At 54.4% G+C, this 24,242-nt stretch carries 19 protein-coding genes; 7 read left to right on the forward strand and 12 right to left on the reverse strand.

The features are described 5' to 3' along the window. Positions 1 to 330: 330 nt before the first annotated feature. Positions 331 to 1,329, reverse strand: a complete 999-nt coding sequence (locus BUE18_RS17795; RefSeq protein WP_073477539.1) for a methyltransferase — start codon at positions 1,327 to 1,329, stop codon at positions 331 to 333. 197 nt (positions 1,330 to 1,526) lie between these two features. Between BUE18_RS17795 and BUE18_RS17800 the strand changes: the two genes are divergently transcribed. From BUE18_RS17800 to BUE18_RS17810, 3 genes are all read left to right on the forward strand, one after another. Then, the gene (locus tag BUE18_RS17800; RefSeq protein ID WP_073477540.1) at positions 1,527 to 2,486 is read left to right on the forward strand and encodes a diacylglycerol/lipid kinase family protein; all 960 of its coding nucleotides are present in this window, start codon (positions 1,527 to 1,529) and stop codon (positions 2,484 to 2,486) included. Positions 2,487 to 2,571: 85 nt separating this feature from the next. Further along, the gene (locus tag BUE18_RS17805; protein WP_073477541.1) at positions 2,572 to 3,621 is read left to right on the forward strand and encodes a TRAP transporter substrate-binding protein; all 1,050 of its coding nucleotides are present in this window, start codon (positions 2,572 to 2,574) and stop codon (positions 3,619 to 3,621) included. Between the two features lie 280 nt (positions 3,622 to 3,901). Next, complete coding sequence (locus BUE18_RS17810) at positions 3,902 to 5,449, forward strand: HAD family hydrolase (RefSeq protein WP_073477542.1); 1,548 nt, start codon at positions 3,902 to 3,904, stop codon at positions 5,447 to 5,449. A 49-nt stretch (positions 5,450 to 5,498) separates the two neighbouring features. Here the strand turns inward: BUE18_RS17810 and BUE18_RS17815 are convergent, their stop codons facing one another. The 8 genes from BUE18_RS17815 to BUE18_RS17850 form a co-directional block, all read right to left on the reverse strand. Continuing rightward, positions 5,499 to 6,365: a hypothetical protein gene (locus BUE18_RS17815; protein ID WP_073477543.1), complete on the reverse strand. Its 867-nt coding sequence runs from the start codon at positions 6,363 to 6,365 to the stop codon at positions 5,499 to 5,501. A gap of 9 nt (positions 6,366 to 6,374) precedes the next feature. After that, on the reverse strand, positions 6,375 to 8,084 hold the full coding sequence (locus tag BUE18_RS17820; RefSeq protein WP_073477544.1) for a polyamine aminopropyltransferase: 1,710 nt from the start codon (positions 8,082 to 8,084) through the stop codon (positions 6,375 to 6,377). 7 nt (positions 8,085 to 8,091) lie between these two features. After that, positions 8,092 to 8,934 carry a DUF350 domain-containing protein gene (locus BUE18_RS17825; protein WP_073477545.1) on the reverse strand — a complete coding sequence of 281 codons (843 nt, stop codon included), beginning with the start codon at positions 8,932 to 8,934 and terminating at the stop codon, positions 8,092 to 8,094. Positions 8,935 to 8,989: 55 nt separating this feature from the next. Beyond that, positions 8,990 to 10,561, reverse strand: coding sequence for a coiled-coil domain-containing protein (locus BUE18_RS17830; RefSeq protein ID WP_073477546.1), 1,572 nt, complete (start codon positions 10,559 to 10,561; stop codon positions 8,990 to 8,992). Next, positions 10,558 to 11,148, reverse strand: a complete 591-nt coding sequence (locus tag BUE18_RS17835) for a DUF2617 family protein (protein ID WP_073477547.1) — start codon at positions 11,146 to 11,148, stop codon at positions 10,558 to 10,560. Before BUE18_RS17835 ends, BUE18_RS17830 begins: the two co-directional genes overlap by 4 nt. Then, positions 11,148 to 11,774, reverse strand: coding sequence for a DUF4178 domain-containing protein (locus BUE18_RS17840; protein ID WP_073477548.1), 627 nt, complete (start codon positions 11,772 to 11,774; stop codon positions 11,148 to 11,150). The genes BUE18_RS17835 and BUE18_RS17840 overlap by 1 nt, the downstream gene beginning before the upstream one ends. Before the next feature lie 50 nt (positions 11,775 to 11,824). Further along, the gene (locus BUE18_RS17845) at positions 11,825 to 12,391 is read right to left on the reverse strand and encodes a hypothetical protein (protein WP_073477549.1); all 567 of its coding nucleotides are present in this window, start codon (positions 12,389 to 12,391) and stop codon (positions 11,825 to 11,827) included. Between the two features lie 252 nt (positions 12,392 to 12,643). Further along, on the reverse strand, positions 12,644 to 14,185 hold the full coding sequence (locus BUE18_RS17850) for a hypothetical protein (protein WP_073477550.1): 1,542 nt from the start codon (positions 14,183 to 14,185) through the stop codon (positions 12,644 to 12,646). A 551-nt stretch (positions 14,186 to 14,736) separates the two neighbouring features. Between BUE18_RS17850 and smc the strand changes: the two genes are divergently transcribed. The 4 genes from smc to BUE18_RS17870 all read left to right on the forward strand — a co-directional run bounded on the left by smc (position 14,737) and on the right by BUE18_RS17870 (position 20,863). Next, positions 14,737 to 18,312 carry a chromosome segregation protein SMC gene (gene smc / locus BUE18_RS17855; RefSeq protein WP_073477551.1) on the forward strand — a complete coding sequence of 1,192 codons (3,576 nt, stop codon included), beginning with the start codon at positions 14,737 to 14,739 and terminating at the stop codon, positions 18,310 to 18,312. After that, positions 18,309 to 19,385, forward strand: coding sequence for a signal recognition particle-docking protein FtsY (gene ftsY, locus BUE18_RS17860; protein ID WP_073477552.1), 1,077 nt, complete (start codon positions 18,309 to 18,311; stop codon positions 19,383 to 19,385). Before smc ends, ftsY begins: the two co-directional genes overlap by 4 nt. Before the next feature lie 170 nt (positions 19,386 to 19,555). Then, positions 19,556 to 19,828 carry an HU family DNA-binding protein gene (locus BUE18_RS17865; protein WP_073477553.1) on the forward strand — a complete coding sequence of 91 codons (273 nt, stop codon included), beginning with the start codon at positions 19,556 to 19,558 and terminating at the stop codon, positions 19,826 to 19,828. Between the two features lie 168 nt (positions 19,829 to 19,996). Further along, complete coding sequence (locus BUE18_RS17870; protein WP_083611121.1) at positions 19,997 to 20,863, forward strand: ABC transporter permease; 867 nt, start codon at positions 19,997 to 19,999, stop codon at positions 20,861 to 20,863. A 10-nt stretch (positions 20,864 to 20,873) separates the two neighbouring features. Here the strand turns inward: BUE18_RS17870 and BUE18_RS17875 are convergent, their stop codons facing one another. The 3 genes from BUE18_RS17875 to BUE18_RS28005 form a co-directional block, all read right to left on the reverse strand. Continuing rightward, complete coding sequence (locus BUE18_RS17875; protein ID WP_012609925.1) at positions 20,874 to 21,122, reverse strand: hypothetical protein; 249 nt, start codon at positions 21,120 to 21,122, stop codon at positions 20,874 to 20,876. 86 nt (positions 21,123 to 21,208) lie between these two features. Then, a complete protein-coding gene (locus BUE18_RS17880; protein WP_073477554.1) occupies positions 21,209 to 21,604 on the reverse strand; it encodes a hypothetical protein in 396 nt (131 codons plus the stop codon). Positions 21,605 to 21,959: 355 nt separating this feature from the next. After that, a complete protein-coding gene (locus BUE18_RS28005) occupies positions 21,960 to 24,152 on the reverse strand; it encodes a methyl-accepting chemotaxis protein (RefSeq protein ID WP_073477555.1) in 2,193 nt (730 codons plus the stop codon). Between the last annotated feature and the right edge of the window lie 90 nt (positions 24,153 to 24,242).

The following is a 24,242-nucleotide window of genomic DNA, read 5'->3' on the forward strand; positions in this document are numbered from 1 at the left end:
AAACCGAGCGCCCGGCCGCCTGCCCCGGCAGGCGCGGCTCCGACGCAGGAAGGGCAAGCCCCATTCTCGCCGCGCCGCCGGGTCGGCGGCCCGAGGAGCTCTATCGGTTTTTGGATCAAGGGCCGGGTTTTTTCCGTCCAGAACCCGATGGGTGACTGGTGCAGCAGCAAAACCGCTGACACATAAGAACGGATACATCCCAGGCGAATCAAGAGTCCGGGCGGTTATGCAACTCCGGAGGGCAAGAAAACAGAGTTTCGTTGCCACAGGTAGAGTGTTTTTTCTTGACCTCCGCCTCTAATGGGTGACCCCATTTTTCTTTGACGCCGGTCAGGGAACCACACCCTGGATAATCCCGGAATCGGTGGGCCCCTTGAAATCCAGCCTTTTAATGTCTTTCATTCCCGCGTTTCGCATCATATCCATGAGCTGCCCCTGGGAGTACGCCCTGCCCTCTTCCGTGCCTAAAAGCATGTTGATGGAGAACAAGGTGGGGAACAGGGGCCCGTCCATCGTATCGTCCAGGATGAATTCGTGAATCCACACCACGGCGCCCGAATTTGCGGCTTGGGCGGTTTTCGTCACGATATCCTGGCAGGCCTCCGGTCCTTCTCCGTGAAGGATATGGGAAAGCCATGCCGCATCGAACCCCTGGGGGATGTCGTTTTCCAGGTAGCTGCCGGGAGCGAAGCCGATCCTGCCGGTTAGGCCGAATCGCTCCACGGTCTGACGCAAAAAGGGCTCCGTGGCGGGCAGGTCGAAGACAATGCCTTTGAGCTCGGGATTTTCCTTGCAAAAATGAATGGCATAGGTTCCCGGGCCTCCGCCCAGGTCCAGGAGGAGCTTTCTCCCCTTAAGATCCAGAATTTTTGCGACATTGGGGGCGATGGCCATGGCGTTGTTGAACATGCCCATGAGGAAGTTTTTGCGGGTTTCCTCGTCCTGTAATGAGGCCCGGCCGCGGACGGGCTTGCCGGATTTGACGGCCTCGGGAATCTTGTTGAAGGAGTCCACCAATTGCTGATGGTGCATGATCATAAAGCCGACATATTGAGGGGAGTCCTTGCACAGGAATTTTTTCGCCGCGTCCGTATTGGCGAAGTCCGCCCCGGTCTTTGTAAGCAGGTTAAGGCCCGCCAGGGCGTTCAAAAGCACTTCAAGGGCTCTGGGGTCCGCGTCCATTATGGAAGCAAGCTCGGGCGCGGACAGGAATTTATCTCCTAAAAAGGAAAACACCCCCAGCTTAACGCCGGCGTGCAAGGTGCAGGTTTTCCAATAATAGCCGGATAGTTGAAGCAGACTGCCGGGATTCCATTGGGTCGATTCCATGCTTTGCGCCTCCTTTTTTTCTTTGTAGAATAACCTAACATAGCGTTTCCCGCAATGGGGGAGCAAAAAATTATTACGCATGTTTTGAACGCTTGCAAACCGCTGACAATTCTGTTAGGAATTAGTAATCAACTATTTGAATTCATTCTTAACAGACTGCGATATTTCTATCGGCTTTCTACCCGGTTCATCGGTAAATGAAAAAGTTTCTGTTTTTAGTCAATCCGATATCAGGCAGCAGCCCGGGGACCATTGTGGCCTCCCGGATCGCCCATGCTTTAAAGGGCCGCGTCCCCTATTCCCAGTACGATATTGTTTTTACGGAAAAAGACATAGCAGGCCAGGCAAAGGCTTTGGCGCCCCATTACGAGGCCGTGATCGGCGCCGGCGGCGACGGCACCTTCGGCGCCCTGGTTCAGGCTGCGGCGCAAACGCCCAATCCGCCGAAGATAGGCGTCATCCCTTTTGGGGTGGGGAATGATTTCGCCAGGTCCCTGGGGGTGCTGGAAGTGCTTAAGCACTGGGGCGTTCCCGGCATGATCAACATGTTTTTGGCCGGAAACACCAAGATGGTGGACGTGCTCCATGTGAACGGCGAGCACTTGTTTTCCAGCTATTTGGGAATCGGCAACGATGCGAAAATATCCAACACCTTCAATCACTTCCGCCCCAGGACTCCCAGGTCGGTAGCCGGGCTGCGCATCGGCATCAACAAGCTTTTGTATACGGGGTTCAGCCTGCGCAACCTGGCGTACACAATCCCGTTCGCCTTTGAAATCAGATACAGAAACTCCAGCGGCAGGGAGACCTGCGTGAACGCTCCCGTGGGCCTGCACGGGATTCTGGTGACCAATTCCGCCATTTACGCCGGCGGCGCCAAGGTGTCCTCCAGGGCGGATCTCTCGGACGGAAAGTTCGAGGTGACTGTCATCAAGGACATTCGCCATTGGTGGGCTATGCATTTAACGCGGTTTTTTAAAATGCCTCTGGACGAACTATCGCCCATGGTGTACCAAATATCCACCGACTGGCTGAAAATCAGCCTGAACGGAGAAACCTTCTTCCAGATCGACGGGGAAGAGCCCGGGCCTGAAATAACCAAAGCAAAAAGCCTGGAAGTCAAGGTTTCGCATCAAATGGAAATGTTTAGGCCTTAGGAAAGGAGAAGTTCAACCAGCACTTAAAATCAAGCCGCAAAAAATATCGCCAACCACAATAGACGCAAAACCAAGGGGGGGAATTATGTTTAAAATGTGGAAGCGCATCTGTATTGCTTTTCTTTGTCTAATCTTGCTTGCACCCGTTGCGGGCCTTGCCAAGGATTACGGCGACAAGGACTCCGCAAAAGTCATCTGGAAAACCGCCACCATGGCGCCCAAGGGAATCGGATATTCCCAACTGTTCGAAGAAATTCTGCTGCCTGAAATCGAAGCCCAGACCAAAGGCGACCTGTACCTGAAGATCTACTGGGGCGGGGTCATGGGAGACGATAAGCAGATCCTGAAAAAAATGCGCATCAATCAGTTGCAGGGCGCAGGGCTTTCAGGCCAGGGCACCTTTGAACTTTCCGACGAAATCGCTGTTCTGGGCCTGCCCTTCATGTTCAACAACTACGAGGAAATCGATTACGTTAAAACGAAGATGATCGATACCTTTGATGCTGTCGTGCGGGAAGAGTCCGGATTTAAAGTGCTCCAATGGCTGGATCAGGACTTCGACCAGATTTATTCCAGCAAATATCCCATGGATCTTTGTGAGAACTTCAGCAAGGTCCGGTTCATCACCTGGTATGGCAACCTGGAAGGCAAGGTCCTGGAAAAACTGGGCGCCAGCCCCATCCCCATTGACGTGGCGGAAATACCCTCCACGGTCCGGTCCGGGGCGGGAGAAGCGCTCATTGCTCCTTCCATTTGGGTTGCCGCCACCCAGTTGTACAACTCGTTCGAATACGTCAACTCCGCAAAAATCCGTTACACTCCGGCCTTTGTGGTGGTGACCGAGGACGCCTGGGAACAGGTTCCTCAAGAGCACGTAAAAAAGGTGGCGGAAATGCGGGTTCCACTCTCCCAAACCTTTTGCGAGCACTCCCGGAAGGAATCGGAACGATACCTGAAAGCCATCATGAGCCGGGGCATTAAGAACGCCCAGCCCTGCAAGGAAGAAATGGAACTCCTAAAGGAAAAAACCGTCCCCCTGTGGGACGAGCTTGCAGGCGAATTGTATTCCCAGGAGATTCTGGACGAACTGCTGGCCCATTTGCAGGAATTCCGCAACATGCAAAAAGGGGGATGATGAACGCGGGGTAAGTCCAATGACATACCGCCTTTGTTGAAAGATTGAGGTCGTACGATTGATCGTGATGTATAGGCCTGCTTTGGGTGAATACGCCCAAGGCAGGCCTTTAATCTTAAAAATAAAGTAAAAGCTGAAGTGTAAAACATTTGTCAGGATGGGCCTGGGGCTTTTCAGGAAAGATCTTGTTTGGTAAAGTATAATTTCGGCAAGGTTTTTGCTTATAGTGTTCTCAAACGGATCGGACTTTCGCACCCAACCAAAAGACGCGGACAAGGCCATGCTATCTGAAATAAAACATCTTGAAGGGCGCTTTCCCGGCATGCACCGGGACAACCAGGGACGGCACGTTAAAACCGTGGATAAATACAAGATCTACGGCGCTCCTTTGGATTTCAGGGAATTGTGCGGCCGTTTGGTCAGGCCCGAGACAAAATATCTTGTTTTGGACCTGGACGGCACCTTCCACAAAGGGCTCAACCCCGGCGTCATGCTGGGATTTGAGTTATGCGCCTATCAGGCTTACGGCCTGGATTATATGGAATCCATGGACGATAAAAACCGTCTTGGCTCCATCGTCTTGAATTGGAAGGATCAGGCCGCCCAAAGCCGGTACGCCAAAAAAGGGGCCAAAAGATGGCTGTTGCCCGGAGTTTTGTATTATTCCCTGGCCCGGGTGGGATGGAAAGCCTCGCCGGTGAGGAAGACCATCCGCCAGACTCTGGGGCCCCACGCCATGGATCGGATGCTGGCCCTCATGCGCCTGAGCCTTATGCATCAAATGGCGGGCGTTCCGGCGGAGGACGTGCACAAGCTGGTCAGAAGCCTGTGGAAGCGGCATGCGGACCGTCAGGTCATAGAGCCGGAAGACATCCAATGGCTGAGGGATTCGTTTCCAAACTTAAAAATCATCGTAAGCAGCGCGTCCCCTCGTGCCTTGCTTCAGGTGGTGCAGGAGCAGTTTCCCGTGCACGACATCTTCGCCACGGAAGTGGAAACCATCAACGGCAAAACCAGTTCGCCCCACTGGATGCATCCGGTGTTCGGAAGCGGCCAGCCTAAACGGATCGCCCCGCCTGCTTCCCTGCGCCAGAACGCTTATTACAACAAGATCAAGTATTTATCATTGAAATATCCGGACTTTATGGACTCAGGCGTCCATACCGTGGGAATCACGGACACCAAGCATGGGGAAGACTATCCCTGGTCAGAGTATTTTAAATGCGTGGCTGATATAAACAGCCCGGACCCGTTCTCGCCTTTGGTGTCCACGGCCTCGCCGCTCAAGGAAATCCACTCGGCCAAGATTAAAACCCGCCGGGACAAGGAAGAGGCCGAGTCGGAGGAAAACGCCCAGCCTTGGGACATGCCCTCCCCCACGCCCTCTTCGGAGAATTTTGAATTTTCCAAGCAGGACCTGGAGGATATCCTGATCAACGAACTGGCCAAGGCCGAAGCCTTGGCCATCAAGTGCTATGACGCCGTTCCACGCGTGGTGGAAGACCTGGGCGCCATGGCCGGAGAGTCCTTTGCAATAAACCAGGCTTTGGAAAACGTGATTATCGGCTATAACGCCAGCCTCGGCGCAGATCGGGATCTGTATTTCGAAAGGGTGCAGGAAGCCCTCAAGCAGACCTACCGGCTTAACCGGCAATTGAACTCCCGCATGAATCCCGTGTCCAAACGGTGGTCCGAGATCGAAAAAATCATGGAATCCGCCCGAAGCAAAATTCACAAGAAAGCCGGGCGCTCCCTGGAAGATCAGCCGCCTCCGCCCTACCTGGAGGACCAGCTTATCTTTTCGGAAAAAACTCTGCCCGGAGGCTGATGACAAGAGGCCGCCGCCATGTCCCGGCCTGGCATCTCATTCTCCTCCGTTATTCCATGTTGGGCGGAGGGGGCGGCGGTCCGGAAGAAAGCGGCGGAGAAGCAGGGGGCAAAGGCGGCGGCGCCATACTCTCATAATACGCTTTTTTCCGTTTTTTCAATTTAAAGTAGGCGTAAACCGAATGGCCAAACAGCCCCAGAAAAAGCAGGGACAAGCATCCAGCAATAAGGGATGAATAGATGAAACGCGTCCTGGGGAGAGGCCAGGCCCCCTGATCGATGATCAAAACCGCACTTGGGTGGATGCTGTCAAAGTCCTCAAGCACAAGCTCCCTGGTATCCGGGTCCGAAAACGAAAAAATCCCCTGCAGGCTGTCGTAAACGCCGTCGTCGGGTAAATCCTCCAGGCTCGTATAGATATCGGTTTTGCCAAAGATAAGACGGGCGCCGATTTTTGGCGGCAGCGGCTCCCCCGTGGCCTCATCCAGCGCCAGCACTTGGTAGTAGATGCAGTCTACTTCAATTTCCCCGGTTTCCAGATCTTCATAATAATCATAATAGCATTCCGAATAAAACCGGTAATGATCCGAAATTAATATGTTTCGGTTTAAAGGAAGATCACCCTGGGTAAGCCGGGCTACGGAAACCTCGGAAGGATCGGCCCGGCAATTGTCTGCGTCTTGATACCAAGCGACGGAAGCAATGCAAATTATGAGCGTAAAAACCATGGCCATAAAAAAGAAGGGTCGCTTCACCTTATCCCAATGCTCCATCAAGACATAAATGACGAAGATGGGAAAAAGCACGGTCAGCAGCCCGTGCATGGAATCGGCCATGAACACGCTGACAAGGAACCAAATGAGGGCGCCAAGCGCAACAACCATCCCCAGAAGCATAAAGAACATAGTCACGTCCATGTGAACCTCCTATTCCGCCTTCCAGCTTTCGTCCAGGTAATAGGTTAGCAGCGCGGGCTCCATAAGGGTGTTAATTCTGGTTTCGCTGGTTGCAAGCGAGCCTTTGCCAAATGAAAGGGCCGCACGGAACGCGTCCGGGGTCAGATAAGCCGTATCCACCCCAAAGGTTTCAGTGGCGGCGATTCTCTTTCGGATTTCGCCCTCGTCCCTGTTTTTCCACGCCATGATCCATCCCCAATCTCCAAAGGACGGCACATTGTCATGATACGGAAGGGTTCTCCAGCCGGCGGATTCCAAAGTGCGGCGAATGCATAAATAGGATTCCCTGGCGTGATACGGGGACGTCGCCTGGACCACCACCATGGCGCCCGGCGCTGCGGCACTGGCCAATTTTCGGTAAAACTCCCGGGAATAAAGTTTGGCCAACTCCACGGAAGACGGATCGGGAAAGTCAATGATCACAATGTCCCATTGGCCGGGCGCCTGATCCAGAAACCGGTCCGCGTCCACGTTCATGATTTCCACCGAGGCGATCCTTTGAGTCTCCGGCTCTCCGCTGGGACGCACCTTGCCCGTATCCTGAAAGACGCGGGTCCAGCCGACTCCGGAAACCGCATCCGACGCCTTGGCGATAACCTTGGCGCCCTCAAAGGCATGGTTGTTCAGCCGGGTCAGGATGGGATTGGTGGAGCACACCTTCACCATGTCCGGGTCCAGGTCCACCAGCAGAACATTTTGCACTTGGGGGTGTTTTAGGACTTCCCGCAAAGCCAGGCCGTCCCCTCCTCCCAGGATAAGCACCCGCTCCGGGTTTTGAACCAGGGCGAAGGCCGGATGCACCAGGTGCTCGTGGTAAATGGCTTCATCCACGCTGGAAAACTGGAGGTTGCCGTTGATGAAAAACCGGTAGTCGTTCAAGGGGGCGTCGTAGGTCAACACCAGTCTTTGGTACTTGGTGGTTTTGGAAAAAACGATTTTGCTGTCGTAGAGCTTTTGCTCCAGGTTCAGATTCCAATCCCGGTTATTATTGTATCCGAAAGCCAGAAGCGCGGCGGAGACCACAATCAAAATTACGCAAACAACCCGGTACTTTACCAATCCAAACTTCATAAAATACATGAAGGTGATCGCCGCGATAAAAAAGTTGGTTCCGCCCACCAGAAAGCTGATTTCCGTCAAAGGAAAGGTTTTTAGCAGGAAAAAGGTCCAGACTATGGCGCCCGCAAAAGAGCCTATGTAATCCGGCCCCACCACCCCGGCGATATTGGTCCCCAGCGTTTCGGAGTATTTTTCGTTTATCCGCAGGACCAGGGGGATTTCAAAGCCAATGAGAAACCCGATGGCCATGACGAAAAAATAATTGATAACCATGAAGTGATCCGGGACGAATCCGAACGAGGCGTATATGGCGATGGGCGCGTAACCGCCCAATAAAGCCAGGAAGGTCTCCAGGAATATGAATTTTTCGATCAGATAGCGGTCGGACATGAATTTCTGGACGTAACCGGCCACGCCCATCATCAGGAGCATGAGGGCGATGGTGATGCTGAACTGCTCTATGGAGTTGCCCAGGATGTATGTGGAAACCGTGCTGAGGATGTACTCGAAAACGAGCCCGCACGCCCCGGTGGCGAACATACTGAATCCAAGCAAAAAGGAGGCGAACCGGGGATGTTTTTTGCCCGCGGAATCGCCCCCTTTTGTATTTGATAGGCTCATGATGATTTTAAAGCACGGCGGCGATGATGATGGCCACGGAAAGCAGCACCCCTTCCGTAAGGGCGATGGCCGCCATGTTTTGATCCCGTTTGATTTCCGTTTCGTAGTCCGTGTTGGGCAGCAGCAGCCAGTCAATCACCCACCGGAAGATAAAGAGCATAACAAGCCCTGCTCCGGCGCTGACTCCAAAGGCGGAAAGATCCCGGCTCCACCCCATGGCCGGGCCTGCTATGCTGGAACGGAGTATGACTCCCAGGGCGACCATCATGCCGGCGGCGTTGAGCCCGGCGGCGGCGTTGCCGTTTTTTATTTCTTCCCGAATGTTGAAGGGCGTGGCTTTTTCATAGACGAAATACAGGATAAAAAGCACCAACTGCCCCAGGGCGAAAAAAACCAAAGCGCTTAATACCCCCCCGCCCTCCCCTGCAAAGGCGCCGGCGAGAACCAGCCCGGAAGCGACGTACACGCCCAGTTCGGCAAATCCCACGGCCGCGTTTCCGTTGGCCGCTTCGGCGTCGTTGTCTATGCCGCTTAAAATGACCCGGTCGCAAACCTCGCGGGCTATGAAAAGCAGGACCACAATCAGGGCGCCTTCCCAGGCCAGGGTTATCACGTCCTTGACGAACCCCATGGAGCCGCCCGTCAAAGCGCCGCTCATGCCCAGGGCGATGCCCAGATACAGCCCGGCCCGCTGCAAGCCCACGGCCGGGTTGCTTTTTTCTTCGATTTCATAGTCGTCGTCCATGTCTTTGGTGCGCCAATCCATGATTTTTTTGGCGATCACTACGTAGACCATAACAATTACGGCGTAAACAAATCCATGCCCTGTCAATATAAGTTCCTGCATCATGCCGTTATGCCTCCTGATAAAACGTTGCGTTTAAAACAACGCCCGTGAACTGTCTTTATTTTCCCCTGGTTCCGGGGCCGCCGCCCCGTGAGGCCGGTCCGCTTCCCCTGACCGTGGGGGTGGACCTGGAAAAACCGCCGCTGCGTCCGTAATGGGAATTGGAGTATGTTGTGCGCCCGTGGCTGGAGTATGTTCCCCAGGTGTCGGCTCCCCTGCCGTAATAGGGCCTTCTGCCGCGGTAATCCCTGTACCAGTGGTCATAGTCTCCGCGATAATAATACCTGTTCCCCATGAGCATCCTGAAAAAGGCGTACTGGCCGTACCAATGCCAAAAGGACCGGCCGCCGGAGTCCTGCCGCCATTCACCGTATTTGGAATTGCCCACGTACTCCATGCCGGGCGGCATGGGTTCGGTCAGGGCTTCGTCCTCGTACATGCCGTAGGGCTTGGACATGATGGTCATGCCCAGGGCGTCCTCGTACTTGTCAAAGACGTCTTCGTCCACCTCAATCCAGTCGGTCTTTCTTTGATTGGCGCCTTCTATGATCAGATACTTATGATAGAATTTGGCGTCCATGTCGCTAATCCAGAACTCGGCTTCATCGTCCCAGGCGGACATGTCCTGAGTGGGATTAAAATTCAGGGATTTCCAAACCCGGTTATCCACGGAGGAATAGAAATTCCCCCGATACCTGGCCAGGACCGTGTTTTCCGGCAGACTCGCCAAAATTTCATAAGATTCCGCGTCCACTTGCTTGGAAGGATAGGTATAATCATTGTCCCGGTCGTACTCCGCGTTGTTGTCCCAGGATGTGCGGCCTATGGCGACAAAATAATCCACCCGCATGTCCTCCAACACTTTGGAGTAGCTTTTATAAAGCTCGGCGCTGCGTTTTTTCAGGGCCGCGCAGTCAGCCTTAACGGTTTCGTTATCCTTTTCAATCAGGGTGCACGAATCCCCCAGAACGGCATAGTCAGCATTTTCCGAAGATTTGTGCATCTCCAATTGGGCGTGGGCTTTGTCCAAAGCCTGGGCGCTTTCCTGCTTAAGGTCAAGAACCGGGGCGAACTTGGCGTCTATGTCCTGGATTTTATCAGGATAATCGGCCTTGGCCTTTTCCAGAACCTGGGATGTAGCCTCCGTTTGCTTGGTCAAGGCGCTAAAATCCTGCTCCGCCTTTTCCACCATGGGCTCAGGCTCGGACATGACGTCCCTTAAAAAGGCGATGCGTTTCTCCACTCTTTCGCTTGCCTGGTCGGTTTTGCGAAGCTGGCCGCGAACGTTCCCCAAAGCCCGTATCAAATCCGGCGCCTGATCCTTTTTATTCGCCTCCAACAAAGGCGTTACCTTCTGGTCATAGTCGGTCCTGCCCTTGTTCAGCATGTGCTGAGCTTCGTCCAACATGCCTTCCCAATTCTCCCGCTCCGCATACTTGGCGAATTTTTCGTATTCATCGGATTTGGCAAACCGCTCCAGACTGTTCCTTTTTTCCGTGATCTTCATGGCCAGATCGTTGATCCGTTGATCCTGGGCCCCCGCCTCTTGTTTCAAGTCCTTGGGCAGGCCGCAACCGGCCATGGACAAAGATAGCGCCAAAAGTATTATAAATAAGGCCTTCAATTTCATGATTGGGGCGCCCTCCCGTCTAACTTGGTAATGATCCTGGTGCGCGTAATAACCAGGGCGTCTTCGTTGGGATAGGAATGGATGGTGGCCAGTTTCAGCAATCCTTTGTCCAGGCAGGCCCAGACAATGGTCTGGGGGGCGGGAAGTCCGTCTTGCGCCGGAAAATCATGGATCAGGCCCGTTTGCCGGTCCCTGTCCGCAGCCTGAAGCGCGGATTCCCGGATTTCCCGGGCATCCGGGTCCAAAGCCTTAAGGCTTGCGATCCTGTATTGAAAGGAGTACTCCATTTCATCCATCACAAGCGATTCCACGGGGCCGAACGGCGCTTTTAATGGGCCGTACTGGCCTAAAACCTTTCCGTTTGCGGCATCATGGCACGAAAACAACTCGTGCACGCAATTTTGGGGCGTACGAAAAGTAATCCAGTGGCTGGCGCCGATGATTCGGGCCTCCAGCTCCAGGCCGTTGGCTTCAAGCCTTTCGGCCTCCAGCACGTGGAAGCAGGCGGGGTCCACGGGATCGGCCAGCAAGGTCAGCCGCAGGTCCGAGGCGGACATATCGACGTATGGGGATTGGTCCGTTTGCATCAGGATTTAGCCACAAGCTCTATGGAATCGGGGTTGATCTCACGGCTGAGGAACAGCTGGTACTCCTCCCGGCCGCCGCCCGATCCCCATTCCTCGATGGTGATCATTTTCTTATCCCGGGAGACAAAGTCGTAAAAATATACTTTTTCCGGGGATTTGCCTTCCCGTTCATACAAAGCGGCGTAATCGTCGTCGTACTCAAAGGGGGTCTTCCCGTAGAAAATTGTATCTTCCTCTTCGGCCAAGTCATCCAGGTCGTCTTCGTCCAAATCGTCGCCCCGGTCGTCCTTGATCTGGGTGAAGTCCAAAGTCTTTTCCGTGACAAAGGCTTCCACCTCGTCGTCCTTTTCCCACTCAATATGGATGGACTCTCCGTCCTCAATGCAAAAGAGTTTGAGTTCGGTCCACAGGTCGCCGGTTTTCTTTTTAAAATCCTCGCCGGTCTCCTTGTATACGCCGATCTCCTTGACCACATAGGTTTTGGAGTTCAGGCGGATGAAGTCCCCCAGGCCTACGTCTTCGATGGTGTATTTGTACCGTTCGTTAACGGGGACGACCTTTTCGGGATTAAGAGACCGGGCTGCGGCAAATTGGGAGTCCAGCCTTCTTCTGACGGCGTTGTCCATGGTTCAACCTCTTGTTAAAAACTGTCGCTGTAAAAAACTGATTTTCCCTGTTATCTTGCAAAACGGGCGTTCAGAAACTTGGCCTTGACCGAGAACTCGCCCTGCTTGTGGTTCCGAACCACGTCCAGGACTTCATCCAAGGCGGTTTCCATGGCGCCCAGGCCTTGGAGAAACTCGTCCAGCTTGTCCCGGCGGTCTGCAGGATTCAGGGCCATGTAAGGTTTGACGATGCGGAACAGGTAGTCCTCGGCGGAGCGGTTGACCTCCCAGGTCAGGTCGTTGCCTTTGTATTCCGAGTTCATTTGAGGCAGGAGGTCCCGGAGCTTGTCGATGATTCGCTCCACGGCTTCCAGAGCCTGGGAGGGAATCGCCTGCTCCCGGATATTGACGTTTAAAACCACCAGCCCATGCATCAGGGGGACGGTGGGGTCAACCGGCGCCTGGGGCTCCGGAGCGGGCTGGGGAGCATCCTTGTCCCGCAAAAACCATGCGACCACAGCGCCGGCCAAGCCGCCCGCAGCGCCTCCTACAAGGGCGATGACGATGGTTTTTCCCAAAACATAAGCCAGGACCAAGCCGGCGGCGAACAGGCCTCCTACTATCAACCAGGGTTTCATGCGCTATCCATCATTTATTAAGCGGTTGCTTGTTTGAAGATCATGCAGGAAAGGAGACGGCCCCAAAGGCCCCGGCCTTCCCCGGCCATGGCCGATCACACGGCGCCCATCCATAAAACCACATAATCCTGCCCTATTAACCATAAGTCGCCCCCATATTACATGGGCGGCCATTGGCGCGCAACCCTTTTCCGGGAATATGTAATACGCTTGATTAGGAGTGAATCCCCCTTTGAAAAAACCGGCAGGTCTCTATTCTCCGCGGATCATGGCGGCGATGGCGCCCCAGGCTGTGACGCCCGCGATCATGGCGACGATCCAGGGCCAGTCTCCGGTCAGGCCCATAGCCTTGGCGCCCGCCTGGACCAGGGGCACAACGATGCCTCCCGCCGCCAGAAAGCCGATGACGCCGCCCATAATATGCCTGCAGCCGGGCTTTTCGGGTTTTATGTATTCGGGCTCTCCGCGCTTGTTCACGGTGACCGGCGAATCATGGGACTCCAACTTTCCTTCCACTTCCATTTCGTCATGAACGGCCCGGACCACGTCGCCGACCGTGGACATTCCCTCTTGGGCGTTATAGGGCAGGACAATGGAATATATGGATTCCAGGCCTTCCAGGACGCTTTCCAGCTGGGTTTTTGCAATCATGGGGTTGGCATGCAAGGGCAACGGCGCATCCATGGTAAGCGCGGACGCTTTCCCGCCCAATAGCTGGGACAGGTGCAGACGTATCTCATTGTATAAAGGATCTTCCTGAGGAGGCCGGGGCGCCGGGGGCGTCCGGACTTTTTGCGTCTCCCGAGGCTTGGATTGGGAAGACTTGTAAGATTCATGCCCTTGCGAGGAGCCTTTCCCGCCTGATTTGACAGGCTGGGCGGCGGCTGGAACTTCGGAAGCGGCGGGTGCGGCGGGTGCGGCGGGTGCGGCCGCCGCCAGGGTCAGAGCCTGTTCCTGAGCCGGCTTTTTTTTCTTTTTCGGCGCCAGAATCTTTCTGTATTCCTCCAGCCTGCTTCTAAAACGGGGATTTTCCTTTTCCAGGGCCTGGGCCGCCAGGCCGAACTGGTCCTTTATGGGCGAGTCGCCCACGTACTCCTTCCACCTTTCAAACGCGGCCAGAACCAGAGCCTTGTCGTCCCATTGCTTCATGACAGGCTCCAGAATGCCGCGGACGAATTTGGCGCCGGCGGAATCGATGGCAAGCCCCATGACGGCTAAAACAGCCAAAACCATCAGGAGCGCCCAATACCATTTCAAGGAAGTGAAATACCAGACCGCGACCACAAGCCCCAGAAACACAATGCCTATGCCCACATTGATGTTCGCGCTTCTTTCCGCATTGTCCTTTTTCAAGGCCCGGTCATAGGCTTCGTCAAACAGGATGTACAACTTTTTGGCCTTGGCGAGAATTTCCTCTTTCTCCGGGGAGCTGTCCTCTTCTCCATCCTCGCTTTCCTGCACCTCCTCCGTTTTCCCAACCGCGGGCGCCGAAGAACTTGCCGCCGGTTCGGAGGGCTGCGGCGCCGCTTTAACCGGCGCCTGCGGTTTGGAGGCCTGCCCGGCCTCTGCGGCAAGACGGCAAATGGCGCCGGCTTTTTCAAAGGCCAATTGATATTTCATGGCCTGCTCCGAAGTCAGGCCTTTCTTTATGATCACCGGCTTGCCTGTAAACATTTTTTCTATGCGATCCGGGGTTGCCTTGAACATTTTGGCGAGATTGGCTTTAACTTCCTGGGGCGCACGGCCAGCGGCGACCTGGCCGGAGAACAACAGAGTATAGCGGTCTTGCTCCATGTGCGGAACCTTCTCCTTGCTATGCATTAACAGCGGGAACCAGCAGTTCGAACTCTCTTCCTATGGTCTAACTTTAACATTTTTTTAACATATAGCACGGAGTATCAAGAAACGGCAAGCCGTCCACTATACTTACAGTCAATAGAGCTGGTGAAAAGTTTGGGCTGCCGGATTTTTTCCCCATAGCCCGCCCTTTTTTGATGGATAACACGTCCAACCCATTGTCTTGACTGGAATTCCAGGCCCAATTGCTAAGGCTTATCAAAACACCACATATAGTAGAGTTAATATTTTCAAAATACCCTCTGTTGTGTTTTTTCCTTTACAAGGGGGCAAAGCTCTGATAAATAGGACATCATTTGCATAGTAAATGCGCCATAACGTCCCAAAAACAAAGGGGGCTCGGGAACGTCAGCCGGGAGCGTCCTTAAAATCCGTGCGTCATCCTAAAAAACTGCGGGGCCGAGCCCAAATAAAGGGGCAAGGCGGCCGCGGTTGCAATACATCGAAGAAATTTCGGCAAGTTTCCATTCAAGGAGCGTGGAAATTCCATGAAACTCAAGCAGCTTGAACTTTGCGGTTTCAAGTCCTTTCCTGACAAGACGACCATTCCCTTTCCTGGGGGAGTGTCGGCGGTTGTGGGGCCCAACGGCTGCGGCAAGAGTAATATCGTGGACGCCATCCAGTGGGTCACCGGGGAGCAGCGGGCCAGGCAGCTTCGCGGGAAATCCATGGAGGATGTCATTTTTTCGGGTTCCAAAAGCCGCCCGCCGGTCAACATGGCCGAGGTTTCCATAACCTTCGCCAACGATAACGGCAGTTGCCCGGAGGAGTATCGCGACTTTTCCGAAATCATGGTGACCCGCCGCTTGTACAGGTCTGGCGAGCGCGGGTATTTCATCAACAAGCAGCCCTGCCGCCTTAAGGACATTCAGAACCTGCTCATGGGCAGCGGGATCGGCGCAGGCACCTATGCGGTGATCCAGCAGGGCAACCTGGGCGCCATCACCGAAGCCGGACCGGACGAACGGCGGATTTTCATTGAAGAAGCCGCGGGCATCACCCGGTATAAGGCCCGAAAAAAGGAAGCCCAGTCCAAAATCAAGAGCACCCGCACCAACCTGTTGCGCGTCATGGACATCATCACGGAAGTGGAGCGCAACATGGCCTCCCTGAGCCGTCAGGCCAAAAAGGCGGAACGGTACAAGGAATACAAAAAGCGCATTGAAAAAATAGACATCGCCCTGGCGGCGTTGGAATTCGACCGGTACACTCAACGCATTTCCGAAACCCACCGGCTGCTCCAGGAGTTGAAGGACCAGGAAATATCCCACGTCACCCAGTTGAGCAAGCTGGACGCAGCCATGGAGGAAATCCGCCAGGAACGCGCCTCCATGGCGGAGGATGTGAATAAGAAGGAAATCCGGTGCTTTGAGCTCCAGCGCCAGGTGGACCGGATGGAGAAGGATCTCCAATACGCCAAGACCGAGTCCTCCCGTTTGGCCCAGGAGGCCGGAGAACTGGAATCCCAACTGGCCGGGCTTCGCGAAAAGCAGGAGCGCATCGTCCAGGACAGGAACCAATGCCGCGAAGACATGGAAAAAGCGGCCAGGGACCTGGAGCAGACAAAGGCCCTTTTGACGGACGATGAACAGGCTGTCACGAGCGTCAGGCAGAATCTGGCCCGGTACAAGGCGGCTTTGGAAGAGGAAAAATCCCGTCTGACCCAGCTTCTGGGGAACGAGGCCAAGTACAGCAACATCTACCAGAACGCGGCCAACACCAAGCAGGATATCGCCCGCAGGCTCCGCCAGCTTTCTGAGGAAGTGGTCCGGGCCGGCCAGCGTGAGCAGGAAACCAAACGGGCTTTGGCCGACGCAGAAGAAAACCTGGAAGGCATCCTGGAGGAAGCCGAATCCGTCAAGGGCGAACTGGTTTATATTGAACAGGCCCTGGAGGAAAAGCGCGCGGAACTGGGAGACCAGTTGAGAAAAGTCCAGACCCTGGACATGGAGCGCAGCAGGTCCAAGTCCCAGTTGAGCGCCCTCAAAAGGATGGAAGGCAACATGGAGTGGTTCCAGAAAGGCGTGCGCGAGGTCGTCGCCTGGGATCAGGAAAAGAATAAAGATGACTCCCGGATTCTGGGAGTGCTGGCCGACGTGGTCAAGCCGGAGCCCGGCTACGAAGAGGCCGTGGAAGCGGCTTTGGGCGAGGCTCTGCAATTCGTCATTGTCAAGGACAAGCAAACCGCCCTGGACGCCATGGAGCATCTGGCCGAGGTCAAAAAAGGCCGGGCCGGCTTTATGCCCGTCTCGTGGGTGGATTCGGGCTTCACCCCCGGCTCCTTGAATCATGCCTCTTCCCTGCTTCAGCATGTGGAGGCCGCCGACGGATGCGGTCATCTGATCAAATCGCTCTTATCCGACGTGCTGGTGGCCGAGGACGCCAAGGCCGCCGTGGAATTGAAAAACGGGTACAATGATCTGACCGTGGTCACCAAGGACGGCGTGGTGCTGGTTTCTCCCCGGGGAATCGTCGGGGGCGGCCAGGAGAACTCCGGGCCCGGCATCCTGGCCCAACGGCAGCAGTTGACCCAGTTGGAAGAGACCATCGCTTCTTTGGAGGAGGAACTGGAGACGGCCAAGGAGAGCCAGGAAGCCCTGGAGAAGGAAACCAGAGGGCTGGAAACGGATCTCCAGAGGATGGTGGAAGGCCTGCGGGATCTGGGCCGGGAGGAAATGGAGGCCCAAAAGGAAGTCTCGCGCCTTAAAGAAGACTCCAAGCTGGCCGCCAGGCATCATCAAATCGTCATTTCGGAGCAGGACCAGCTCATGGGCGAAGAAGACGACGCGGAAGAAGAGTTGTCCAAATATAAAGAGTTGGTGGACGAGGCTGTAAACGAGGTCCAGCAGGCTGAAGAAGCAGTCAAGCAGGCGGCCGTCCAGGTGGAGCAGGCCGAGGCCGAATTGGACGGTTTTTCGGAAAAAACCACGGATCTTCGGGTGGAAATAAGCGCCCTGTCCGCCCGGCTGGACAACCAAAAGGAAACTTACGTCCGGTTGGCCGAGTTTGAAGAGGAAAACCAAAAACGCCTGGAATATACGGAGCGCGAAGCGGCCAGACGGCGTTCCTCCTCGGGCCAGTCTTCGGATAAAATCGAAGAGCTGGAATCCCGGCTTACGGACGCTTATACGGAATTGACCCAGGCCAAGGAAGCCTTGGAAAAGGTGGAAATTTCCCGTCAGCAGATCGAGAATTCGCTGAAGGAAAGCGACGCCATGCAGGCCAGGATCAAGAACGAACGGGAAAGCCATCGCGAAAAGGTTCGGGACCTGGAGCTTTCCCAGTCCCAGCGCAAGGTGCGTCAGGAAGCCGTGGCCTCCCGCATTCTGGAGAAGTTGGGCCGTCCTCTGACTCAGGCCAGGAACGACGAGGGCCTGCCCGACGTAAGCGATCCCAAACTGGCGGACGAAGCGGCCATGGAAATGGACGACCTGCGCCAGAAGATCGGCCGCATGGGAGACGTGCATCTGGGCGCCATCAATGAGTACGAGGCCCTGCAGGAGCGTTACGAATTCCTGACTCAGCAGCGGGACGACCTCATGCACGCCATCGAGTCGCTGGAAAAGGTCATCCGCAAAATCAACCGCTTCACCCAGAAAAAATTCATGGAGACCTTCCAGAAGGTCAATGAGAAGCTGGCCCTGGTTTTTCCGCGTTTGTTCCATGGAGGCTCTGCGGAAATCAAGCTGTCCGAGCCGGACAAACCCCTGGAAACCGGCGTGGAATTCGAAATTCGGCCCCAGGGCAAAAAGATCACCCGCATGAGCCTGCTTTCGGGCGGTGAAAAGGCCCTTTCGGCCATTGCCTTTGTATTCGCCATCTTTTTGATCAAGCCCGCCTCCTTCTGCCTTATGGACGAGATTGACGCGCCTCTTGACGATGCCAACGTTTCGCGTTTTAATGAACTGTTGAAGCTGATCGGGGAAAAATCCCAGATCGTAATGGTAACCCATAATAAGAAATCCATGGAATTCGCCGACATCCTATACGGAATCACCATGGAGAACAAAGGCGTCTCCAAAGTGGTGTCGGTCAACCTGGAAAAAGCTCAGGAAGCGGCATGAGTTGGTTTAAAAAAAAAGATAAGGCGGAAAAAGCCCAAAAGGCGAACGAAGATAAAAATCCGGAACAAGAAGCCCCCGAAGTCAAAGCGGAGGAGCCCGCAGCCCAGCCTGAAGAGGCCGCTCCGGCCGAGGAGGATGCGCCCCCCGCTTCTTCCAGGCAGGAGGCTGGCTTTGGGGCTAAGTTAAAGGACAAGCTGGCCAAGACCCGGGACGTCCTCAACACTCCCATCGAAGATTTTTTCATTACAAAAACCGAGTTGACCGAAGACTCCCTGGAGGAGTTGGAAGAAACCCTGATCACCGCAGACATGGGCGTGAATACGGTCATGGATCTGATGGAGCCCATCACCGAAAAGGTGAACAAAAAACAGATCACCAACTCCAAGGAGTTGCGGGCCGCCCTCACGGACGCCATGCTGGACCTGATCAAGCCCGTCCATGAAAACAAGGAGCTTCCCAATAAAAAGCCCCTGGTCATCATGGTGGTGGGCGTAAACGGCGTGGGCAAAACAACCACCATCGGCAAGCTGGCCGCCAATTTCAAAAAGCAGGGCAAAAAGGTCATGCTGGTGGCGGGAGATACTTTCAGGGCCGCGGCCGTGGAGCAGTTGGAAATCTGGGCCCAGCGCACAGGCGTACAGATAGTGCGTCACAGGGATAATTCCGATCCAGCGGCGGTGGCTTATGACGGCGTGGCAGCCGCCGAAGCCCGGGGCATGGACGTGGTGATTATCGACACGGCGGGCAGGCTCCACACCCAAGTCAACTTAATGGAAGAGTTGAAGAAAATCCGCCGGAGCTGCCACAAAAGCCTGCCGGGATCGCCTCATGAGACCTGGCTGGTCATTGACGCCAACACCGGGCAGAACGCCGTAAGCCAGGCCAAGTTGTTCCACGAAGCAATCGGCGTGACGGGCATGGTCCTGACCAAAGTGGACGGTACGGCCAAAGGCGGCATCGTGGTTTCCATATGCCACGACATGGACGTTCCCATTCGGTATATCGGATTGGGTGAAAAAGCCGAGGATTTAAGGGAATTTGAAGCCAGGGAGTTCATCAAAGCCCTGTTTTAAGGCTTTTAATAGGGTTCAAAATTCAAAAAAGCCCGAATTTCGGGCTTTTTCGGCATTTTGGGATTGACATTAGTTTTGAATGCGTTTAAAATTTGCTAAATTTCCACAAGAGGTACAGTATTTCATTAGTTCCACTTCACGTTTTCTTACTACGAAAGGGGGGAAGAAACATGACGAAGCCCGAACTGATCGAAAAGATGGCCAAAGACGCCAAAATCACGAAAGCCCAGGCGGCCCTGGCCCTCAAGTCCTTTACCGAAGGAGTCAAAATGGCTCTTAAGAAAAAGGACGGCAAACTGACTCTGGTTGGCTTTGGCACATTTTCCAAAGTGCGCAGAAAAGCTCGCAAGGGTCGTAACCCTCAAACCGGCGAACCCATCAAAATCAAAGCTTCCAACGCAGTTAAATTCAAACCCGGCAAGGCCTTGAAAGAATCCATCTAAACAGGATTCCGCAATTTAGGCATTGCCAACCCAGAGATGTTTGCAAAAACGGCAGTATCGGTATAATCAAGACAGGTGAAATGCGCATAGACGCTTTTCACCTGTCTGCATTTGGGTCTATATAATAAAAAGGCTTTGAAATCAGAAAGATGGAACCAGGGGGACGGGGTGGAGAATCAAGCGGAAAAAATTACGGTTGTTACGGCCGAAAGTCGCGGCCCGGCCTCCCGCCTAAATCCCGCGGCGACGGCGAAAAGCCTTTGGAACTCCCGCTGGCTGCTGACGCCCCTGGTCAAACGTCAAATGGCGGCCCGCTACAAAGGTTCACACCTGGGATTTTTGTGGACCCTTTTAAATCCTCTGGCCTTGCTTGGCATTTACACCTTTGTGTTTTCCGTAATCCTGCAAACGCGCTGGCCCCAAGGCCAAGGCTCCCACAGCGAGTTCGCCCTGGCCCTTTTCGCGGGTCTCATTCCGTTTAACTTTTTATCCGAAACCCTTCAAGCTGCGCCAAACGCCGTCTTTTCCTACCGCACCTACATCCGGAAGACGGCTTTTCCCCTGGAAATCCTGCCATTGGCCAATTTAGGCGCGGTACTGGTCCAGTCTCTTTGCAGCCTCTGCATCCTGCTTGCAGGAACCTGGCTGATACGAGGAAGCATTCCAGGGACCGTCCTGTTGTTAGCTCTTATTTATCCGCCGATTATCCTCATGTGCACCGGCCTGGCGTGGTTCATCGCCGCTCTGGGAGTCTATTTGCGGGACACCGCCCACATAGTGAACATCGGGCTTTTGATGCTCTTTTTTCTGACTCCGATTTTCTACCCGGTCACGGCCGTTCCGGAACCATACCGTTTTATAGCCTGGCTGAATCCATGGTGCTTCATTACGGAATCTTTTCGCAACGCCGCGGTATGGGGCCGCCCGCCCGGTATTGGGGCCCTGTTCCTGGCGTGGATAGGGGCCATGGTTGTCTGCCAGGCAGGCTACGCATTTTTTACGGCCCGGAAAAAAGACTTTCCGGACCTGGTTTAATAAACGGCTCTTATCGCCCGGCGATTTCTCCGGTCAGGAGCTTTTTCAAGCCCTCCAAGGTGCCTTTCCAGACGGCTTCCTTGCCCGTTTCGCCCGCCATAATGGCCACGGTGATTTTTTCCTCCACGCTCACCTCAATGGCGATCTCCTCTTCGGCGATGGTAAACACCGCTTCGCCCCATCTTTCAGCGGGAAAGCCGGTAGCTTCACAGTCGTAATCGGTTCTCATTTCCACAGACATTCTGATGTCATCGCTCATGGTTCACCCCTCTTCATTTGGATACAAAAAAGGCGGGACGTTCGCCCCGCCGGTTTAATCTTAGCGTGCTGTGCGCCTTGGGCCGATTATCCACCGCAGCCGCACCCGCAGCCGCAGGCTTCTCCGTGTCCGCCCGCCATGGCTATGGCTTTGACGATTTCGCGGTCTTGCGCTTTCTCCACTTTGTCCACGGTGGATTTGAGGAAAAACTCGCCCTCATCGATCTGACGAAACAACGGAACGTCAATGTGCCCGAAAGTATCTTCCAATTCGGATTGACGCAAGGGTAAAACAACGGAAGCGCCAACTTCCTTGTCCAGCAATTGGTATTCGAACGGAGTCATGCCCTCCGCAGCCACGCCGAATATAAACTCAAAATGGCACTTGCCCGGGGTGAGATCCATATTTTCCTCGCTGGTTCCCGCCTCAAGCAATAAGGTCACTTTGCTTAGGTTGCTCACCTTGTTGTTTTCCTGGGTCATGTCCTCACCTCTTGGCTACAGGTTTTTGTATTTCATAAAAATAGGACATGATAAAGGATTTGGCAATTCTTTCCTTATTCTTTCCTTATTTGTTTTAAGTAGGTCTTTAATTTGTCCGCTAAGTTGCTTACACATAAGTAATCGCGTCAAAAAGAAGGCTTCAAAAGAAGCTATATCCCGCAGAGACGATCAAAGCCGCAGCCGGCAACCCGGGGCGGCCCAGGCAAAAAAACATGCCTGAGCCGTCCTGCCATCATCGCTCTCCGTCATACCCGTACAGGGAGGCTGCGGGATATGAAATAAGGCCGGATAGGCGCGGCAACTTGCAGCGCCAAGCCGGGGCATGCGAACACCTTTATCCCCAGGCGTCGTCAGGCGCGTCCAGCATGGGAACTTCCGGCATGCTGCGGCTATCGTCTGCGGAAATGCGCGCTCTATCGCCCGAACGGCGTTGCGAATTTGTTTTAAAACGCCCGATCAGGGATTTTAAGGTGGAGGCCTGGGCCGACAGTTCCTGGGCGGAAGATGCGGTTTCCTCGGCATTTGCAGTGTTGAGCTGGGTTACCGAATCAATCTGCCCCAGAGCCTGATTGATCTGGGCCGCGCCCTGAGCCTGATCATTGGAGGCCTCGGCGATTTCCCCCGCCAGGCTGGTCACCTTTTGTATTTCGGCCAACACGACTTTCAGGATTTGCTCCGTCTCGGAGGCCACCCGGGAGCCGTCAGTCACCCGCCTGATGGAGTCTTCAATCAGTTCGGAAGTCTCGGCCGCAGCTTTGGCGCTGCGGGAAGCCAAGTTACGCACTTCCTGGGCCACTACGGCGAATCCCTTGCCGTGCTTTCCCGCCCTGGCGGCTTCCACGGCGGCGTTCAGGGCGAGCAGGTTTGTCTGAAAGGCGATGTCGTCAATGACCTTGATGATTTTTGAAATTTCGTTGCTTGCCTGTTCAATTCCGGCCATGGAAGCAACCATTTCCTCCATTTGGGAGGCGCCTTTATCCCCGGATTCACCCACGGAATGCGCGATGTTGTTAGCTTCCCGGGCGTTTTCCGCATTTTCTTTGGCCTGCTTGGCGATTTCCGACATGGAAGCCGTAATTTCCTGCAGAGAAGCCGCCTGCTCCGTCGCCCCTTGAGACAGGGATTGACTGGCCGAAGAAATCTGCCCGGCGCCCGCATGCACCTGCCCGGACGCATTATTCACTTCGCTGGCCAGGGAATGTAACGAATCCACCATTTTCTGAGCCACAGGGCTGATGTCGTCGTGTTCATCCCGTTTCGGGAAGGAAACCGTCAAATCGCCGTTGGCCACTTCCTCCAATAGTCCCAGGAAGGCGCGCATACCGTCCACAAATCGGTTTACTGCGTTTCCCATGGCCGCCACTTCATCATGCCCCTGAATGTCAGATTTGGAACTGAGATCGCCCACTGATATCCGATCAATCAAAGCAGACGCCTTCTTGATGGGGCCTGCAATGCGGCCTGACACCCACCACATGACGGCCAGGGCCGCAAGCGCCAATCCCAGGCTAATTCCTGCTGCTTTATAGATGGTGTGCTTGTCCATAACCATCTTTGCGTCCGCCTGGGCGGTCACAACGTTTTCGGGCACATTGACGTTCACGCACCAAGGAGTTTCCGTGCGCCCGATTTGAATGGGAATAAAACCGGCTATGTTTCCTTCATCTATCTCGATATTGCGGATTCCGTCTTTGACGTATTTGATCTCCTGTTCCCAATCTTCATGGATAGCGGCAATCTGCTTGCCAAGCAGATTCGGCTTGGCAGTCACTCCGGCAAGGGTTCCTTGGTTGCTGATTAAGGCCACCCATCCGGCGCCATTGTATAGCTGCTCCACATCATCAACAATTGCCTGAAATGCATCCAGCTTCATATCCACGCCTGCGATGCCGTAAAACACATCATTGACGATGATTGGCACGACCATGGAAGTGAGGAGAACCGGCTTGCCGCCGATTTCGTACAGATAAGGCTCCAAAATGCATTCCCTGCCGAGTTTCTTGGGCAACTGGTAATAATCCCCAACTCCTTCCTTGTCATAATCCACCAAGGGCTCCAAGGCGATGTCTCCAGACTCCGTCCTGTGCCAGTAGGGAATGAATCTTCCCGTGGAGTCATGTCCTTCCGTGCCGGCGTACAGATCATCCAGGCCGTCCATGGCGTCCGGCTCCCAGGCCGTGTATACCCCTAGCAGCTGGGAATTGTTGACCAAGGTTGTTTTGATAATATTGTTGATTTCATCCCTATAGATTTTTAACGGCGTTTCAGGGTCTTTGACGCCGGAAAGGATTTGCGCCAATGAACGGGCCAGGGCAAGAGATTGACTCAACTGCCCCTCTACCGTGTCAGCGAACTTATCCCCTGTGATCCCAACATCCTTAGCGCCCCGTTGAACGGCTGCCTCACGGTCCTTGACGGCGTTTACTTGCATGTTGTAACTGAAGTAGCCCACAATAATCCCTACAAGAAACAGGATGCACAGGCCGCTTGACAACGCGATTTTCAGTTGGATGCTTTTGATTTTCATCCTCTCTCCTCACGATTAAGCTGCGATTCCACACAGCCGGAATACGACTTACGAATTATCAGAAACCGTGCTTTATGGAAAAACACACAA

This window comes from Desulfatibacillum alkenivorans DSM 16219 (genome assembly GCF_900142135.1).
Taxonomy (GTDB): Bacteria; Desulfobacterota; Desulfobacteria; order Desulfobacterales; family Desulfatibacillaceae; genus Desulfatibacillum; species Desulfatibacillum alkenivorans.

What these genes read in the sequence shown, in the direction of transcription:
- BUE18_RS17795 (WP_073477539.1), bottom strand. Translation starts at nt 1,329, where the DNA reads ATGGAATCGACCCAATGGAATCCCGGCAGTCTGCTTCAACTATCCGGC.
- BUE18_RS17800 (WP_073477540.1), top strand. Translation starts at nt 1,527, where the DNA reads ATGAAAAAGTTTCTGTTTTTAGTCAATCCGATATCAGGCAGCAGCCCG.
- BUE18_RS17805 (WP_073477541.1), top strand. Translation starts at nt 2,572, where the DNA reads ATGTTTAAAATGTGGAAGCGCATCTGTATTGCTTTTCTTTGTCTAATC.
- BUE18_RS17810 (WP_073477542.1), top strand. Translation starts at nt 3,902, where the DNA reads ATGCTATCTGAAATAAAACATCTTGAAGGGCGCTTTCCCGGCATGCAC.
- BUE18_RS17815 (WP_073477543.1), bottom strand. Translation starts at nt 6,365, where the DNA reads ATGGACGTGACTATGTTCTTTATGCTTCTGGGGATGGTTGTTGCGCTT.
- BUE18_RS17820 (WP_073477544.1), bottom strand. Translation starts at nt 8,084, where the DNA reads ATGAGCCTATCAAATACAAAAGGGGGCGATTCCGCGGGCAAAAAACAT.
- BUE18_RS17825 (WP_073477545.1), bottom strand. Translation starts at nt 8,934, where the DNA reads ATGATGCAGGAACTTATATTGACAGGGCATGGATTTGTTTACGCCGTA.
- BUE18_RS17830 (WP_073477546.1), bottom strand. Translation starts at nt 10,561, where the DNA reads ATGAAATTGAAGGCCTTATTTATAATACTTTTGGCGCTATCTTTGTCC.
- BUE18_RS17835 (WP_073477547.1), bottom strand. Translation starts at nt 11,148, where the DNA reads ATGCAAACGGACCAATCCCCATACGTCGATATGTCCGCCTCGGACCTG.
- BUE18_RS17840 (WP_073477548.1), bottom strand. Translation starts at nt 11,774, where the DNA reads ATGGACAACGCCGTCAGAAGAAGGCTGGACTCCCAATTTGCCGCAGCC.
- BUE18_RS17845 (WP_073477549.1), bottom strand. Translation starts at nt 12,391, where the DNA reads ATGAAACCCTGGTTGATAGTAGGAGGCCTGTTCGCCGCCGGCTTGGTC.
- BUE18_RS17850 (WP_073477550.1), bottom strand. Translation starts at nt 14,185, where the DNA reads ATGGAGCAAGACCGCTATACTCTGTTGTTCTCCGGCCAGGTCGCCGCT.
- smc (WP_073477551.1), top strand. Translation starts at nt 14,737, where the DNA reads ATGAAACTCAAGCAGCTTGAACTTTGCGGTTTCAAGTCCTTTCCTGAC.
- ftsY (WP_073477552.1), top strand. Translation starts at nt 18,309, where the DNA reads ATGAGTTGGTTTAAAAAAAAAGATAAGGCGGAAAAAGCCCAAAAGGCG.
- BUE18_RS17865 (WP_073477553.1), top strand. Translation starts at nt 19,556, where the DNA reads ATGACGAAGCCCGAACTGATCGAAAAGATGGCCAAAGACGCCAAAATC.
- BUE18_RS17875 (WP_012609925.1), bottom strand. Translation starts at nt 21,122, where the DNA reads ATGAGCGATGACATCAGAATGTCTGTGGAAATGAGAACCGATTACGAC.
- BUE18_RS17880 (WP_073477554.1), bottom strand. Translation starts at nt 21,604, where the DNA reads ATGACCCAGGAAAACAACAAGGTGAGCAACCTAAGCAAAGTGACCTTA.
- BUE18_RS28005 (WP_073477555.1), bottom strand. Translation starts at nt 24,152, where the DNA reads ATGAAAATCAAAAGCATCCAACTGAAAATCGCGTTGTCAAGCGGCCTG.